Source organism: Pedobacter mendelii, assembly GCF_014635725.1.
Classification (GTDB): domain Bacteria; phylum Bacteroidota; class Bacteroidia; order Sphingobacteriales; family Sphingobacteriaceae; genus Pedobacter; species Pedobacter mendelii.
Window position 1 is genome coordinate 91,622 of the sequence record NZ_BMDJ01000004.1, and the last position, 19,097, is coordinate 110,718.

General features: G+C 35.7%; 11 protein-coding genes. All 11 read left to right on the forward strand.

Annotated elements, in window-relative coordinates:
* Positions 1-7: 7 nt before the first annotated feature.
* The 11 genes from IEV50_RS08585 (at position 8) to IEV50_RS08635 (ending at position 19,091) form a co-directional block, all read left to right on the forward strand.
* Positions 8-1,558, forward strand: a complete 1,551-nt coding sequence (locus tag IEV50_RS08585; RefSeq protein ID WP_188413094.1) for a RagB/SusD family nutrient uptake outer membrane protein — start codon at positions 8-10, stop codon at positions 1,556-1,558.
* Positions 1,559-1,634: 76 nt separating this feature from the next.
* A complete protein-coding gene (locus tag IEV50_RS08590) occupies positions 1,635-2,678 on the forward strand; it encodes a peroxiredoxin family protein (protein ID WP_188413096.1) in 1,044 nt (347 codons plus the stop codon).
* Positions 2,679-2,741: 63 nt separating this feature from the next.
* A complete protein-coding gene (locus tag IEV50_RS08595) occupies positions 2,742-5,600 on the forward strand; it encodes a M16 family metallopeptidase (RefSeq protein WP_188413098.1) in 2,859 nt (952 codons plus the stop codon).
* A 928-nt stretch (positions 5,601-6,528) separates the two neighbouring features.
* Positions 6,529-7,143: an RNA polymerase sigma factor gene (locus IEV50_RS08600; protein ID WP_188413100.1), complete on the forward strand. Its 615-nt coding sequence runs from the start codon at positions 6,529-6,531 to the stop codon at positions 7,141-7,143.
* Positions 7,144-7,213: 70 nt separating this feature from the next.
* Positions 7,214-8,233 carry a FecR family protein gene (locus IEV50_RS08605; RefSeq protein ID WP_188413102.1) on the forward strand — a complete coding sequence of 340 codons (1,020 nt, stop codon included), beginning with the start codon at positions 7,214-7,216 and terminating at the stop codon, positions 8,231-8,233.
* A gap of 76 nt (positions 8,234-8,309) precedes the next feature.
* Entirely contained in the window at positions 8,310-11,729 is a 3,420-nt protein-coding gene (locus IEV50_RS08610) for a SusC/RagA family TonB-linked outer membrane protein (RefSeq protein ID WP_188413104.1), read from the forward strand.
* Positions 11,730-11,739: 10 nt separating this feature from the next.
* Positions 11,740-13,269, forward strand: coding sequence for a SusD/RagB family nutrient-binding outer membrane lipoprotein (locus tag IEV50_RS08615; RefSeq protein ID WP_188413106.1), 1,530 nt, complete (start codon positions 11,740-11,742; stop codon positions 13,267-13,269).
* Between the two features lie 66 nt (positions 13,270-13,335).
* Positions 13,336-14,970 (forward strand): alpha-L-fucosidase, encoded by a 1,635-nt coding sequence (locus IEV50_RS08620; protein WP_188413109.1) that lies wholly within the window; start codon positions 13,336-13,338, stop codon positions 14,968-14,970.
* Between the two features lie 19 nt (positions 14,971-14,989).
* Complete coding sequence (locus IEV50_RS08625; RefSeq protein ID WP_188413110.1) at positions 14,990-17,287, forward strand: glycoside hydrolase family 20 protein; 2,298 nt, start codon at positions 14,990-14,992, stop codon at positions 17,285-17,287.
* A complete protein-coding gene (locus IEV50_RS08630; protein ID WP_188413112.1) occupies positions 17,288-18,604 on the forward strand; it encodes a gluconate:H+ symporter in 1,317 nt (438 codons plus the stop codon).
* Between the two features lie 16 nt (positions 18,605-18,620).
* Positions 18,621-19,091, forward strand: a complete 471-nt coding sequence (locus IEV50_RS08635; RefSeq protein WP_188413114.1) for a RidA family protein — start codon at positions 18,621-18,623, stop codon at positions 19,089-19,091.
* The last annotated feature ends 6 nt before the right edge of the window (positions 19,092-19,097 follow it).

Below are 19,097 nucleotides of genomic sequence, written 5' to 3' on the forward strand. Positions count from 1 at the left end.
TAGAATCATGAAATCAATACATCAATTATATTTAACCGTCATCTTACTGATGGCAACCACTTGCTTTACTTCTTGTGAAAAGTTTTTGAATGAAAAACCATCTAAGGGAACTTCGGTACTTATTCAAAACGCTTCAGATTTAAATGCATTATTAGAAAACTATAGCTTATTTAACCAAGAAAATAATAATATAACCATCAACGGAACCGATGATAATGGCTTCTCTGTAGCGCTCTACAATGCAAGACCAACTACATTTACCATACCACAAATTGAATTTACCTTGTGGGATAAAACTGATCTGGCCAACCGGGATGTTTCTGACTTTAGTGGTACAAATTTTTGGACTGGCGAGTATGCTAAAATATTCAATGCCAATCTTGTCTTGTACAACGTTGATAAAGTAACGGGAACAGCAGAAGAAAAAGCGAATTTGAAAAGCGATGCTTATTTGATCAGGGCATACAGCTATTGGCAACTGGCTACAACCTATTGTTTACCCTATACCGAAGCCAATAAAAATGAACCTGGATTGCCGATCAAAACTACTCCAGATTATGATGTGCCTGCTAGAAGTTCATTGGCTGAGACCTATCAATTGATCGAGGCAGATCTTACGGAAGCCCTAAAAATTACGGTTCCTTTGGTGCAAAATGGAAGAGCTCGTCCATGGAGGTCAAATTCTGCGGCTGCGAATGCCTTTGCAGCAAGATATTACCTCAACAGGAATGATTATGTTAAGGCACTCACTTATGCCAATGCTTCTCTTTCCTTATATAGCACGTTGATCAATTATAATACGGAAATGAGTTTTGGTACACCATCTACAGTTTCCATTGATCCAAGTACGCCAAATGCCAGAACGGTAACCTTAACATTTCCGTATACCCACAATAGAGAGGCTGGAAACGATCCGACGGATGCGTTCGCTTGGAAAGAATTATTATATTATAGGCTTATTCACAATACTACGCAATGGTTTATCCCTAGCCAAGAATTGTTAAACCTTTACGATCAAAATAATGATCTTCGTTATAAATATCATTATACCCAAGGTTTTTCGTATAAAAAAGGATTAACAAGTCCATCATTTAACTATCCTGGCTATGTGTTTTTTGCAGAAACGAAAATACCTGAGGGACCTACTGTAGCCGAAATGATCTTGACCAAGGCAGAATGCCAGGCCAGAACCGGTGATTTTGGTGGTGCCATGATAACCGTAAATTTGCTTTATAGCAAGCGGACAGTTACAGGGACAGCACCTTTAGCTGCGGTCAACCCAGATCAGGCTATTGCTGTTATTTTGCAGGAGCGTCGTCGTGAACTTCCATTTGCGCAACGTTGGGCAGATATTCGTAGGTTTAATACAAATAGCTATCCAGCTGACGATGTAGCGGTAATTAGCAAAATTTTTTATCCCTATACACCATCGGCTGTACAAAATACTCAGCCTACTCAACTGTATACGCTGCCTGCAAATTCAAGGCGTTTCGCTTCTCCATTACCTCAAACTGATATTAATAACGGTGCAGGGGCTATTAAACAAAATACCTACTAACCTTATCTTGCTAAAACTCTAGCTTGATTTTATTTATCAAGCTAGAAGCTTTAACAAGATCCTAATTAAAACACCAATGAAACAGCTAATTATTTTAATTGCAATCCTATGCCCGCTAATTTCAGTTGCACAAGTTAACAGCACATTTATTATAGAAGGAAAAACCAATAAACCTGCAACTTATACGCTTCAATATTTTGAAGACGGTAAGCCTGTGAAAAATATAGCACAGGTAAAAGATGGAATGATCAAGATATCGGGAACCACCAATAAAAAGGGGCAGGCCAGTTTAATGGTTATTCCTGATGAGGTGGAGGGAACTCCTAAACCTATGGCTTTTATGGTACGTCTTTGGTTAGAACCCGGCGATATTAAGGCCAATAATTTGGATTCAATTGGAAAAATATTTTTTTCAGGAACACCACTGAATGATGACCAAAATGAGCTAGTTAAACTGAAGCAAACAATTAAAGGGGATCCAACAAGTATGGCTTATAATGATAAGCAAAAGGCTGTGAGTATCCAGTTTATTAAAGCACACCCTAACTCATTGGTTAGCTTAACAGAATTAAACTACAGTTTGTCGCGAGGTATTCCAGATCTTAATGTAGTTGAGCCACTATTTAATAGTCTTTCTGCTGAAATAAAAATCTCTCCAGAAGGAAAGAACTATCTGGAAAAGTTGGGAAAGTGGAAAAAGGTAGATGTGGGATCAATTGCTCCAGATTTTGCCCAGCCGGATCAGAATGGAAAAATAGTTAAACTCTCCGATTTTAAAGGGAAATATGTCTTTATCGACTTTTGGGCATCTTGGTGCCATCCTTGTAGAGATGAAAATCCAAATGTTTTAGCACAATATAACTTGTATAAAGACAAAAATCTCGTGATTTTAAGCGTGTCATTAGATGAGATTAAAGACAACTGGATTAAAGCTATCAAAGAAGATAAATTGCCTTGGAAGCAGTTGTCTGACCTTAAAAGACAAAATGAAGCGAAGGTAAGATATAGTGTAGGTTCTATTCCCGAAAACTTCCTGGTTGATCCGGATGGCAAGATCATCGCTAAAAGTTTAAGGGGTGAGGAGTTAAATAAAAAACTAAAAGAGGTTTTCAATAAATAGGAAACAATCAAATACAATCCTTCTATTATTTACAACTGTTCAAGGCAAAAAAATATATCTAATATGCAAATTAAAATATTTATCAAAGGGTGGCCCTTCGCTGCTATTTTGATCACTTGTGCGCTTTTAGTAAGTGCTCAAAATAAAACCAAAGTAAGTCCGCCAAAAAATACTGTAAAAAGTAATTCATTGGCTAAATTATCGCTCGATACTGCTGTTAGGACTGGTAAACTCGCTAATGGCTTTACTTATTTTATCAGGAGAAATAATTCCCCAAAAAATAGGGTTACCATTTATTTAGCCAATAAAGTAGGCTCAATACTAGAAAATGACGACCAACAGGGACTTGCTCATTTTATGGAACACATGAACTTTAACGGCACCACCCATTTTCCAAAAAACGAACTGGTAAATTATCTTCAGAAAGCTGGGGTGAGGTTTGGTGCTGACATTAATGCATATACTGGCTTTGATGAAACTGTATATCAATTGCCCTTGCCTAGCGACAAACCTGAAATACTAAGTAACGGCATTCAGATTATGCGTGATTGGGCAAAGGGAGCTTTGCTTGATCCTGGAGAAATTGACCAAGAACGAGGTGTAATTATAGAAGAAAAAAGACTTGGTAAGGGTGCTGCACAAAGAATGCAGCAAAAATATTTTCCAGTATTGTTTAATAATTCTCGCTATGGTAAACGCTTGCCCATTGGTTTGGATACCGTATTAAATAATTTCAGGCCAGAAACACTAGCTCAATTTTATAACGATTGGTACAGACCAAATTTACAAGCCTTAATTGTAGTAGGCGATATCAATGTTGATGAGATTGAAAAAGAGATCAAGCGTAAATTTTCAGACCTGCAAAATCCAGTAAATCAAAAAGTCAGGACTAAATATCAAATTACACCTTCAACCAACAGTAATTTTGTGAAAGTTACCGACCCTGAAATGACATCTACTCAGTTACAGGTGCTCATTAAGCAGGAGGCGCACCCATTGAAAACAGCAGCAGATTATCGGGATTTTATGGTCAAAAATTTATTCAACGTAATGTTAGGAGATCGTTATCGTGAATTAGCTGAAGCACCTCGTCCGCCTTTTCTTGGGGGTGGCGCTTCTATCGGAGGCTTTGTAGGAAACCTAGATGCTTTTACCTTAAGAGTTGCCGCCAATCCAGGAGAATTGGAAAGTGGCTTTAAAGCAGTGTGGCGTGAAATAGAAAGATTAAAAAAATATGGTTTTAGTGTAGCTGAACTTGATAGAGCAAAAAAGAATTCATTAAAATTGTTTGAAAACAATTATAAACAGAAAACTACAGCGTACTCTGATGGATATGTAAAAGAATACCTGGACTATTTTTTACATGATAATGCTGCCCCAGGCATAGAAAAGGAAAGATTGATGATGTTAGCTGAAATGCCAACCATCCAATTAGCTGATGTGAACAAGTTGGGCCTGAAATTCATTAGTAAGATCCATCGCGATATTATCATTACCGCTCCAGAAAAAGAGAAAACCAATTTGCCAGATGAAGCAACTGTTAATAACTGGATGAAATCGGTCCAAAATGAGACGCTAGTTCCTTACAAGAGTGATTTTACAGATCAGCCCTTAATTAGTAAACAACCATTGCCCGGAAAAATTGTAAAAACAACTATTTTGAAGGCTATTGAAGCTACAGAACTTACCTTAAGTAACGGTACAAAAGTAATTCTTAAACCAAACAAATTTGCGGCCAATACCATTTTAGTGAAAGTATTCGCACCAGGAGGAAGCTCATTATATAGTGATTTAGAGTATGAATCAGCAAATGTTGCTTCTTATTTGGTATCGAAATCGGGCTTGGGAAACTATAATTATAAAAATCTAAGCAAATATGTATCGTCAAGTTCTGTCGCGACCAGTGTATCCATTACAGATTATAGCCAAGGTATACAGGCCGCAGCATCACCTGATGATTTAGAAATCTTGTTACAGATGACTTATCTCTATTTTACCGACCCCAAAAAGGATCCTGCTGAGTTTGATAAATATATTGCCCAAACCAAAGCAAGTTTGGAAAATAGAAAAAATAATCCTGAAAACGTTTTTTACGATACATTAAACAATGTTTTAAGCAATAATAGTCCACGCAGAAGCCCACCAAATCTCGAAAAATTAAACCAGATCAATTATGACCGGAGTTATGAAATTTTTAAAGAACGATTTGCAGATGCAGCTAACTTTACCTTTACATTTGTAGGCGATTTCGACGTAGCTAAGGTTAAGCCGCTTATTGAAAAATATATTGCTTCTTTACCATCCACCTATAAAAATGAGAAACCTAAGGATTTAGGAATCCGTCCGCCTGCTGGTCAGGTAACCAAAATTATTTATAAGGGTTTGGAACGAAAGGCCACAGTAAGATTAATTTTTAGTGGCGATTACGCCTATAATGCAAGCAATAATTTAGCTATGGATGCCATGGCTGAAGTTTTACAGATTAGGTTAATTGAAAGATTAAGGGAGGAAGAAAGTGGGGTTTATTCTCCATCGGTAATTGTAAGATATTCGAAAATCCCGGTTCCACGTTACACCTTGAATATTTCTTTCGGATGTGCCCCGGCCAATGTAGATAAGCTAATTGCTTCAGCGATCGATGAGGTGGCTAAGCTAAGAAATCTAGGACCGACAGATACCAACTTGTCTAAATTTAAAGCGGAAGAAGATCGTATGCTGGAAACACAATTAAGAAAGATCGATTTTTGGTCAAACTACCTTACGGATCAGATTTTGAATGGCGAAAATATTGACGAGATCAATGACCATGGTGTAATAATGAAAAACATAACTACGGAAAGCATTAAGGATATGGCTTCTAAATATTTAAGCGGCGAAAATTTAATACGTGTTATCTTAATGCCAGAAACAGCTAAGCCATAAGCTACAGTTGGTTTAATATGGATTGAATAAGATACTTGTAATTGAAAGGCAATGAAATTTTTTACTTTAATAATGCGACAAAAGATTTCATTAGTTAATGATTAGTTAATAGCGGAGGTAATGCTGGATGGCAACCTCCGTTTTTTAATCAATAAAAACTCAAAATAAAAGACTGGTACAAGTGGTTAGCTGTTAATCAGCAAGGTGCCAGAAGAATTGCGCAAGAGGGAAACGAAACGTTATCCATTTATTTTAAGCATTATTTAATGTATTGGAATATGCACACCAAAGCCCAATACAATAGCAAGTATTAAAGTGACAATGTTTAGTCCTACAATCTCTTTGCTGTTAACATTCAAAATGTTCTTAACTATAAGAATAGCAAAAGCAAATTAAAATTCATTCTTCAAGTACGGGCTTAGAATGATCGCAAACTTCATTTAATTTGTGCATAGATTTTTTAAGTATTTGAAATAGGTGTAATCTATTTCTCAAAAATCTTCGAAAAACCACCTATTTCAATCAATTCGTCCACAAAATGGTTCGAATTACGCACCGCCACTGACCCAAAAGTTTTGAAGTAGTTCTGAAAAGAGCTGCTTTTTTTTGTTTAATGTATTTATTTTCAATTAGTTATTGAATAAATCGTCATATAGGAAATGGTTCGATATTTTGATGCCAAAAATGTAAATATATTCAAAAATGCCTTTCTGGGACGATTGGTATTAATTTTTTGGTTCGATCCTCGTCATCGAGTTGCTTTATACTGTTTTTTTTGATTTAAAATAAAATGAGTTTTAAAACCTTAGAAAGTGAGCATCTAATAAATTATAATTTATCCAGAATATTTTGTTGTAAAATTTTTTATATCCATATTTAAAAGCAATCAACTCTACCTTTCTTTATTTCCATAAATATAGCTTTTAAAGTGGTTTCTAATAATGAATACAGTGACAAAGAATGGGGCGCTTTTAAAAGTGGTGACTGGGATGCTTATGTGCGACTTTATGATGTTCATTATAAAGCATTAAACAATTATGGATTCAAGTTTACAAGAGATATCACCCTGATTGAAGATGCTGTACACGACTTATTTGTAAATCTTTGGGAGAAGAAATCGCACCTGGGTAATCCGGCTTCCGTTAAAAATTACTTATATAAATCGCTCAGAAATCTTCTTTTCAGAAAGATGGATAGACAACAAAGGTTTGTAAATATCGATTCTGATGATGACTATCCATTTAACTTTGAAGTTTCCTTCGATACGGTCATGATCGAGAGTGAGTCGGAAAAAGCCCTTCAAAAAAAAATAAAAGAAGCTGTTGAAACTTTACCTGCAAGGCAACAGGAAATCGTTTACCTAAGGTTTTATGAAGGTTTAAATTACGATGAAATTGCCGATATCATGAATTTGAATATAAATTCTGCATATAAACTGCTCTATAAAGCCGTCAATAAGCTTCAGGAAAAAATAAAATTAACTGATTTATTAATTATTTTGTGCTTTACATTATCAGAAAAGGCAATTTTAGAAATAAATTAATTTTTTTTTTAAAAGCAAGGGATAATTTCATGTGTTGCGTGTATATAGGGAGTATTATATCATTCTCTATATGGATTTTTCTAAATATATCAGTTACAGTTTTGAAGATTTTCTTAATGATGATTCATTCTTAAGTTTCGTTAAAGCGCAAAAAACTTCCGATTTGGAAGCCTGGGATGCATTTAAAGCAGAATACCCTGAGCGAAAGAAAATTGCAGAAACTGCATTCAATGCAATAGTAGCTTTCCGTAATCAAGATACCTTTTTTAATGAAGATGCTCAATCCAAAATATTTGATAGAATTTCTGCAACAATTGTTAAACAAAAATCAGCTTCAAAAGTATTTAAACTTCCTTTTTATTTTAAAGTAGCCGCCGCTTTTGCATTAATATTTCTATCAGTATTTATCTACAATAATTTCCTTAATAAAGAAATCCAGAAAACAGATTTTGGAAAAATCAGAACAGTTATTTTACCAGATGGATCTGAAGTAACACTTAATGGAAATTCTAAAATAACTTACGCTAAAAATTTTAATAAGGGATTAAGAGAAGTTTGGATTAATGGAGAGGCACTTTTTAAAGTTAAACACCTTAATATAGATACAAATAATATTAAACCGGGAGAGAAATTTATAGTTCATTGTAGTGATGTTAATATCGAAGTTTTAGGAACAGTTTTTAATGTTAGAGATAGACATGAGAAAACTAGCATAGGCCTAGTAAGTGGAAAAATCAGGATTGATTATAAAGATCTTAGCAAAGTAAAAAAGCAATTTATTATGGTGCCCGGAGATTTTGTAAAATATGCTGAAGGAAAAAGTTTAAGCCACCAAAAACTTCAAGACCCAGAGCGTTTAACTGCCTGGACAGGTCATCAATTGGTATTTAAAGATGCAACATTAGAAGAGATTAGCCTGTTGTTAGTAGATGATTTAGGTTACAATGTAAGGCTTGATGACAAACTGAGCAAGCTAAAAATAGAAGGAGAAATTAATGTTAATAATGTTAATGATTTGATTAAAATACTTAAAACAACTTTACACTTAAATATCGAAACCGAAAACAAAAACATTACCATTGAAGAATAAATCAGTTACAGAATTTAAGCGCTTGAATTCTTTAACAAACAATCAACTAAACAAAACCAACTTAACTAAACAAATTATGAGATTACTCAACCTTAGCAGGGCAGTGAAATACTGTTGCCTTACTATGTTGTTCAGCGCATGTGCCTTATTTTGTTCTGCTCAGCTAATGGCCAGAAACTTGGCTAATTATAAAAAGACTAATAAAGCGCCACAGGTAACGGCAGAAGTTAAAATTTCCCTTAAAAATGCCATTGAACTTATTAAAAATAAGTTCGATATTAAAATTGCCTATAAAGAAGGTATTCTCGAAAACAAAGTGACTAATGTTACCGAGGCAAAAATTATGTCAGTTACTGATGCAAATGCAGCATTAACATTAAGTTTAAATGGTTTATTACTTGGTTTTACCAAAATCAGTGATTCCCAGTACATCATTATTGATTCGAGAAATGCAAATAGCGACGATGTAATTAAGGGCACGGTCTTATCAGCAAATGATAACACGCCTCTTATTGGGGCTACAGTTTACATTAAAGGAACCAAAACTGGTTCATCAACTGATACACAAGGGCTATTTAGCATTACGGTTCCTGCTAATTTAAAAGGTCAAACAATTGTTCTAACCATTGCATCAGTAGGTTATGAAAGTTTGGATTTGCCAATTTCAGACTTAAATGCACCTGTTTCTATTAAACTTAAAGAGAGTAATAGTAATTTAAATGAGGTAGTTGTTACTGCATTAGGTATTAAGAGAGATAGCAAGGCTTTAGGGTACGCTGTAACTGAAGTTAAAGGTTCGGAATTTACACAAGCCAGGGAAAATAATATTGCGAATGCTTTAACAGGTAAAGTGGCAGGTGTTAATGCTACAGGACTTTCAACAGGTCCTGGAGGTTCCAGTAGGGTAATTATCCGTGGTAATGGCTCATTTAATGGAAATAACCAACCACTTTATGTTGTAAACGGAATGCCGATTGATAATACGGTTCCGGGCGGAGCTGCGACAACTAATGGAATAGCGACTAACGTAGATAGAGGAGATGGTATTTCTAGTATAAATCCTGATGATATTGAAACGATTACCGTTTTGAAGGGCGGAACGGCTGCTGCTTTATACGGTTCTCGTGCAAGTAATGGCGTAATCTTAATTACCACAAAAAAAGGTGTTAAACAACGCGGCATAGGCGTTGAATACAACTCGACTTTTACTATCGAAAATGCTATAAACGATAATGATTACCAGTACGAATACGGACAAGGGCTCGGCGGAGTTAAGCCGCTAACAAAAAATGATGCAATAGCTACAGGCCGCCTTTCTTTTGGAGCCAAAATAGATGGTTCTGATTACATTGCCGCTGATGGTTTAACACATCCGTATAGTGCAGTTACAGATAATATTAAAAATTTCTATTCAACTGGAACAAATTTTACCAATACCGTTGCTTTTTCTGGGGGCACTGATGGCGTCCTATATCGCCTATCCATTGCAGATTTAGATAGTAAAGGTATTATTTCGACGACCAGGTTTAAACGTCAAACTGCTAATTTAAATGTTAATGCTAAAATAAATGATAAAATTAGGGTAGAAGGTTTAGCGCAATACAACCTTGAAAGAGGTTTTAACAGAACTTCTGCCGGCGATGCTTTGGGTAATCCAAACTGGACACCATATGAGGTTGCAAATACTGTAGACGTAAGGTGGTTAGCGCCAGGTTATGATGCCGCTGGAAATCAAACTCCATGGAACGACGCAGGTATTGCTACCAACGGTTATTTTGTAATAAATAAATATAAAGAAAATGACACTAAAAATCGTTTTATTGGTCAAGGTTCAATTACGTATGATATTGTAAAGAACTTTTCTTTAAAAGGAGTTATTAGTCGTGATTTTTATAATTACAATTATGAAAATATTTTGCCAACAGGCGATACTTATATTCCAAACGGGCAGTATTCAGCTATAAAATCTGATGTTTCTGAAACCAACGCATTAATTACAGGTAATTATAAAACTCGTATTGCAGAAAAAATAGGAATTTCCATACTTGGTGGTGCAAATAGTAGAAGGTTTGAAAATAAACAATTAAATATGGATGGTTCTAATTTTACGATTCCTTATTTCTACAGTTATAAAAATCTTGCTACAGCGAATACAGTTCCAACCTTCCAAAGAATCAGAACGAATTCTGTATTTGGTTCGGCAGATTTTGATTATAAGAGCATATTCTTTTTAACCTATACAGCAAGAAATGATTGGTTTTCTACATTAAGTCCCGCAAATAACAGCATTTTATATCAAAGTGTTGGTGGTAGTTTTGTAGTATCTGATGCATTAAAACTTCCTTCATCAATTGATATTTTCAGGCTTAGGGCTTCATGGGCAGAAGTTGGTGGAGGTGCAGCAGATCCTTATAAAATTAACTTAACCTACAGCAACGTACCAAGTTCGGGCTTACCATTACAGAATGTTACCAGCAATGATATCACAAACCAGAATTTAAAACCATATACCTCTACAACCTACGAAGGCGGTTTTGAGTTGAAAATGTTTAAAGGCAGGTTAGGTTTAGATTTTACTGTTTACAGTCGTAAAACAACTAACGATATTTTGAATGCTGCCATTTCATCAACATCGGGCTACAATAATGCCGTGTTAAATGTTGGTGAATTAAGTAATAAAGGTGTCGAATTCTTATTATCGGGTAATCCTGTTTCTGGTGAAAAATTTGGCTGGAACGTTAGTTACAACGTATCTTATAATAAAAGTGAAGTTATCAAACTGGTAGAAGGTACAAATAGTTTTCAAGTAGCAAATTCGGTAGGTAACTGGGGTTACATTAATCAGACTGTAGGCAGCTCTTACGGAACAATTGTTGGAACAAAAATACTAAGAAATACTGCTGGTCAAATCGTATACAACTCGACCAGTAAACGTCCGGTAGCTACTGGTTTGCAAGAACTAGGTGATGGTGTTCCCCCCTTAACTATGGGACTAAATCAAGATTTCAGGTACGGTAATTTTACCCTGAGTTTCTTAATCGATGGAAAATTCGGTAACAAAGTTCTTTCTATCAAGGAAGTTTATGCAACTCGCTTAGGCTTAATGAAAAGTACGTTGCCAGGAAGGGAAAGTGGTTTAACACTTAATGGTGTTGACCAAGCCGGGAACCCTTATACTGCCGTGATTCCGGTTAGTGATTTGAGGGCATATTATAATGATATGAGGAATTATTCCGAACTTTTTGTTCATGATGGAAGTTTCATAAAGCTTCGTCAGGCTATTTTATCTTATAATATTCCGGTTAAAAATTTAAAACTTGTTAAAATACAGTCAGCTAGTTTATCTTTTGTGGCAAGAAATATCCTTACGCTATACAAGCAAACAGATAACTTCGATCCTGAGTCTAGTTACACCAATGGTAATGCACAGGGTTTTGAATCGATTGGATTACCAAGAACACGCACTTTCGGTATGAACTTAATGGTTAAATTTTAAAGCTTTAATAATGAAAAAGTATTCAAATAAATATAAAGCAACTATTTGCATGTTATGGTTAAGCGCAACATTTGCTTCATGTACAAAAGATTTTCAGGAAATTAATACAGATCCTGAAGCTTCATCGAACATACAACCGGCCTTTGTTTTTACAAAATCTCTTTACGATGGTGCTAAAAACAACCTGAATTTATTGCTAGGAACCATGCAGTATACAACCAGTTTTAATGATGTTGCAGGTTTTGGTTCTAAATATGTTTCTAGTCAAAGTCAGCAATCATCTGCCGTTTTTAGTGCGGCTTATGCTCAAGAGATTAACGAACTCACTTTGGTCATCGACGCTGTTAAAACAGATCCGGAGAAAGTAAATTTATTAGCTTCTTCTAGGATTTGGAAAGCATATTGCTACAGCAGAATTACTGATTTATATGGAGATATTCCATACACCGAGGCGGCTCAGGGTTACACCAACTCAAATTTTAAACCTGCTTATGACGCACAAAGAGCAATTTATCTAAATTTATTAAAAGAGTTGGATGAAGCTGCTTTAAGCTTAAATACTGCCAAAGCAACTTTTGGTGCAGCCGATTTAATTTATGCGGGTAATACTGTAAAATGGAAGAAATTTGCCTATTCATTGATGCTTCGTTTGGGTATGAGAATGACAAAAGTAGATGCTGCTTTAGCTGAAACCTGGGTAAAAAGGGCAATAGCAGGTGGAGTTATCACTGATGACGCGGATATCGCTAAAATATCTTACTTAAGTGCTGGCCAGGATATAAATAAAAATCCAATCGCCCTGGCTTTATACAATAGCGATTACACTAGAGCAGACGGAATAAGTAACCCTGAAGGGGGGAAATACCAGGATACATTTATTAGTTACATGAAAAACAATAAAGATCCTCGCCTAGGAATTTTATCTGTGGTTTATGTAAATGGTGTAGCTGATACTTCTGCTGCCATACAAAAAGGAATGCCTGCAACATTAAATGCAAAACCTGCAAATTTTGTAACTTATTCTGAACCAAATCAAAAAACGGTTCTTGCCCAGGGGGGCGCAAAACTTATCTTCACCACGGCTGAAACAAATTTCCTTTTAGCTGAAGCAGTTTTACGTGGTTGGTATACAGGTAATGCATCTACACTTTACGAAGCTGGTATAAAAGCTGCTATGAAACAGTGGGCAATTATCTCACCAACCGATGGTGTTATAAGCGATTTACAAATCAATACATACATTAAATACCATCCTTTAAATGCAGCAGGAACTTTAGATAATAAATTACAACAAATTTATACTGAATTTTGGTTGGCTTTATTTCCTGATGCCCAGGAAGTATTTGCAAGTTACCGCAGAACAGGTTACCCTGCATTGGTTCCTGTAGTTTATGTTGGAAACGCAACAGGAGGTAAGATTTTCAGAAGGATGCTTTACCCACTTTCAGAGCAGAATTTAAATCGTACATCACTTGATGCTGCAATTGCAAGACAAGGTGCGGATGATTTCTTAACCCGAATTTGGTGGGATAAACTTTAACAAAATTAATTTTCAAAATCCCTGCGGTGCATAGTGGTTGCACTGCGGGATTAATTTATTAGCATAATGAAATATCGATTAATTATTTTATGCCTGTTTTTCTGTATTATAGCTTCAGCACAAAAAAATGATGTTGTGGAAGATGAGACTTCCAGTAGCTACAATTTAAATAAACCTGAAAGAGAAGAATGGCTTAGGAATACAGGAGCTGGCTTGTTTATTCATTTTAATGTCGATGCACAATTAGGCATTGTAATCAGTCATTCACTGGTTGGCGCTTCTGATGATTACACTGAACGTTATTTCAGAGATTTGCCAAAAACCTTTAATCCTTCCTCTTTTAATCCAAAAGAAATAGCCGAACTGGCTAAGCTTGCAGGTATGAAATACATTGTTTTTACAACAAAACATCATGCAGGTTTTTGTTTTTGGGATACTAAAACCACCGATTTTAACATTACCAATACCCCTTATAAAAAAGATTTACTTAAAGAGTTTGTAAACGCTACCCGCGAAGCTGGATTAGATGTTGGTTTTTATTTTTCTCCAGAAGATTTCAATTTTCTTTACAAACATAAAATACCTATCAGTAGGAATATTACCAATCTTGACGCTAAAACGACTAAGGAATACGCAGAATATAACCGTAAACAAACGGAAGAATTGATGCAAAACTACGGTAAAATCGATGTTCTGTTTATAGATGGCGATCCGAAAGAAACCGTTAAAGAAACCGCATGGAAAATGCAACCTAATATTTTAATAACCCGCGGCGCTATTTTAACGCCAGAACAGACTTTACCAGGCGCAAAAATTACGCAGCCATGGTTATCGCCAGTTACCATTGGTACCGCATGGCAATATCAGCCTACAAACGAGCGATATAAGTCAGGTTCTCAACTAATTGATTTACTTATTGAGGCCAGATCAAAAGGTGGTTCTTTATTATTAAATGTTGGTCCAAGGGCAAATGGTGCTTTGGCTGAAGAACAGGAAAACCGGTTACGCGAAATGGCAGGCTGGTACTACATCAACCACGAAGCAATGGAGGATGTACGAAGCTGGGTGGTAAGTAAAGAAGAAAATATTTATTTCACCAAAAAAGATACAGGTGTTTTATTTGCGATTGTTATGGATTCCAAAGATTGGAAAGAAGGAGAACGCAGAACTTTTCTTTTACACTCCGTGAAATCATCAAGCAATACTAATATTAGTGTTTTAGGGCAGAATAGTAAAATTATAGAATATAAACCCAATTTAGACGTTTCCTGCAAATTTAAGCAAACCGAAAATGGATTAGAAGTTTCCGTTGTAAAAGCACAACGAATTTATGATGACCACCGTTGGCCAAATCCTGTTGTTATAAAACTTGAAAATGTAAGCCCTGTTTTTGCAGAAGCTGCAACGGTACAGACTGGTAATTTTAAGCTGCTTAATGGCTTAGTCGAAATGAATGCGCAAATTCTTAATTATAAAGATATTAAGCCAAAACGTGCACGATTTTATTATCGTCCATATCGTGGACAGGTAGAAACGCTTTATGCTGAACCATGGAAGATGACACCATGGCTTCCGATTAAGCCCGAAGGAACTTTTATGGGGATTGTAAAACTACCAAAAGGTGCCTATGAATATAAAGCGGTAGCAGAGCAGCAAAATGTTGTTATCGAAGGCGAAAATAAAGTTTTAAGCTTACCTTAGACTTTATTGTAATTTCGTTATGATAAACATTCCCTTTCATAAAATAACTTTTTTCTCTAAGGCTATAATTTTAAAACTATTTATTTTAACAGTTTTACAATTAATAGTTTTAAAAACCTTTAGTCAGAATGTTTCTGGTTCAGGTATCATTCCAAAGCCTGTTGGGGAAATAAGAAAAGAAGGGTTTTTTATTATTAAAGCCAGTACAAAATTATTTTTTTCTGATAATCAGCAGATTAGTTTAAGTTTTTTCAATCAATACTTTAAGGATATATCTGAATTTTTACTTTCGAAAAGTAGTATAGAACAAGTTAATGGCATTAATTTTATTATCGATTCGACATTAAAAATTAAAGCTGAAGGTTATATTTTAGATATTTCGTCAAAGAGGATTGATATCAAATCTCCTGATGAACGGGGCTTGTTTTATGGGCTGCAATCCTTAACACAACTTATAAAAAAGAACGGAAGAACAATACAGGTTCCTGCATACCATATTTCTGATGAACCTCGTTTTGATTATAGAGGAATGCATCTTGATGTTGCCAGAAATATGTTTAGCGTTGCTGCAATAAAAAAATGGCTTGATGTACTGGCATTTTATAAGATTAATACTTTTCATTGGCATTTAACGGATGACCAGGGCTGGAGAATTGAAATTAAAAAATATCCTTTATTACAAAAAATATCGGCTTTTAGAAAAGAAACCCTAATAGGACATAAACGTGCGAATCCCCATGTTTTTGATGGGAAACGTTATGGCGGTTTTTATTCGCAGGAAGAAGTTAAAGATATTGTAAAATATGCGGCAGACAGACAAATTACAACGGTTCCGGAAATAGAGATGCCAGGCCATGCAAGAGCAGTTCTTGCAGGTTATCCTAATCTCGGCTGTACTGGTGTTCGATACGAAACGGCAACCTTTTGGGGTGTTTTTGATGATGTATTTTGCGCCGGTAATGAAGAAACTTTTAATTTTTTAGAAGGTGTTTTGGATGAAGTGATTATGTTATTTCCTTCCAAATACATTCATATTGGTGGTGATGAATGTCCGAAAACTAAGTGGCACGATTGCCCGAAATGCCAAAAGCGAATTAAAGAAGAAAAGCTAAAAGATGAGCATGGACTACAATCGTATTTTATTTCGAGAATGGAAAAATACCTTAATGGCAAAGGCAAAAAGATAATCGGTTGGGATGAAATATTAGAAGGTGGATTGGCACCTGATGCGACTGTAATGAGCTGGACAGGTTTGTCGGGAGGAATTGCTGCGGCAAAACTGAAGCACGACGTAATCATGACCCCGGAAAAATTCGTTTATCTTGATTATTATCAATCCTTAAACAAAAGCGAACAAACAGCTGCAGGTGGCTATTTACCACTCCGGAAATTGTATGATTACGAGCCAATGCCTGCTGAACTCAATTTAACTGAACAGAGCTATATTAAAGGCATTCAGGCAAATGTATGGTCAGAATATATGTCTGATGTACAAAAAGCCGAATACATGATTTTTCCAAGGATTATCGCTTTGGCAGAAATAGGTTGGTCTAAGAAAGAATATAAAAACTATCCTGATTTTTTAACTCGCTTAAATGGTAGTCTGAAGTTTCTTAAAGGAATAAATTACAGTACATCATTTTATGAAATTGTTGGCCAGCCTGTGCCAAATGGTTTTGTTCTTGAAACAGATATGCCCAATACCGAAATTCGTTATACGTTAAATGGTAACGAACCAACAAGAAATAGCAAGAAATATACATCAAATATAAAATTGGAAAAGTCTGCTACGATTAAATCTAAACTTTTTAAAGGACGTTATCCGGTAGGCAAATTATATGAACAGCAAATCATTAAAAATCTTGCATCAGATAAAATTATCTCATTAAAAAATTTAGGTAATGGTAATTATAGTGTTGATAAACAGGTTTTAGTTAATGGAATTTTGGGTTCTCCATTATACAATAACGGTGAGTGGTTAGGATTAAGTGGAACCGATTTTGAAGCCGTTGTAGATTTGGGCACCGATAAAACCATTCATGAAATTGGAATTAACGTGTTGAATTACCAATGGCAAAAAATGCATCCGCCGAAAGAACTTATTATGGAAGTATCTGCCGATAATATTAGTTTTAAAGAAGTATTTCGCCAAACAAAGTTTTCTGTTGAAGGCATAAACACCGCATTACATAAAATTAACCCGGTAAAAGCGAGGTATGTTCGTATTAAAGCCGCAAATGCGGGCATCATACCTGATGGATTTTACGGCGCAGGTACAAAGGCCTGGTTAATGGTTGATGAAATAATTGTAAATTAAATGACTATACTAATCGTTTTGCTCTGCATTGCTTTATTGATTGTACTGATTTCGGTATTTAAAATTAATGCATTTCTATCATTTCTGATGGTTTCCATTATTGCCGGATTAGCATTAGGTATACCGCCTGCCAAAATTCCGTCAAGCATAGAAAAGGGCATGGGCGATGTATTAGGTTCGCTAACCATTATTATTATTGTTGGTGCAATGCTTGGTAAATTGGTTGCCGAAAGTGGCGCCGCACAAAAAATTGCCCAGGTTAGTATGGGTATTTTCGGAACTAAATACATTCAATGGGCAATGGTTTTAACCGGGTTCTTAATTGGTATTCCCCTTTATTATGGGATAGGTTTTGTTTTGATGGTTCCGTTGATATTTTCTGTCGTTTATCGGTATAAATTACCTGCATTATATATTGGTTTACCCATGTTGGCCGCTTTATCCGTTACACATGGTTTTTTGCCACCACATCCATCTCCGGCTGCATTAGTTATTCAATTTAAGGCAGATATGGGTTTAACCTTACTTTATGGTTTAGCTGTCGCCATTCCCGCAATCATCATAGGCGGACCTATTTTCTCCAGTACACTTAAAGCCATTCCGGCAAGCCCAATGGCTTCTTTTAAGGCAAAAGAATTAACTGAAGAACAACTTCCGAATGGTTTTAAAAGCTTTTTTACAGCCCTGCTTCCAGTAATTTTATTGGCTGCCGCATCATTTCTGCCAATGATTTTGAAATCAGATTCGGCCTTATTTCCTTATATTTTATTTGCAGGAAGCCCCTCAATTGTCATGTTAATCGTATTGATAGCTGCAACCTGGCTATTAGGTTTATCTCAAGGTAAAAAGACTACAGAAATAATGACCATTTATAGCGATGCTTTAAAAGATATTGCTATGATTTTGTTAATCATTGCCGGCTCAGGCGCATTAAAACAAATTTTAACGGAAAGTGGTGTAAGCAATCAAATTGCCGATTACCTTCAGGATGTTAATGCAGAACCTTTGTTTCTGGCCTGGATGATTGCCGCAATTATTAGATTTTGTGTTGGCTCTGCAACGGTTGCGGGGTTAACCACGGCTGGAATTATTATACCGCTCATGGAACACTCACATACCAATCCAAATCTGATGGTTTTGGCAGTTGGCGCAGGAAGCCTGATGTTTTCTCACGTTAATGATGCCGGATTCTGGATGTTTAAAGAATATTTCGGTTTAACTTTAAAAGATACCTTCAAATCATGGGCTTTAATGGAATCCATTGTTGGCATTGTTGGACTTGCAGGGGTACTTTTGTTAAACATTGTAATCGCTTAAAAGACAAATATATAAAATGGAAAATTTAACTCCCGACGAACGCTTCGAACAATTAAAACTAAACTTACCACCTGCTCCGGCACCGCTTGGTGTTTACAAGCCCTGTTTAGTTGATGGAAAATACCTGTATTTAAGTGGTCATGGTCCCGTTCAGGATGATAAATCTCTGATCATTGGAAGAATTGGATCGGATTTAACTCAGGAAGAAGGTAAACTTGCTGCCTTACAGGTTGGTTTAACCATGTTATCAACCATAAAATCCAACATTGGAAGCCTGAATAAAGTTAAACGTGTTATTAAGGTTTTGGGTATGGTAAATTGTACGCCGGAATTTGAAAAACATCCGTTCATCATTAATGGCTGCAGCGAACTTTTTGCTAAAATTTGGGGCGAAGAAAATGGTATTGGGGTAAGAAGTGCTGTAGGTTTTGGCTCTTTGCCTGATAATATTCCCGTTGAGATTGAAGCACTTTTCGAACTATTTTAAAATCTT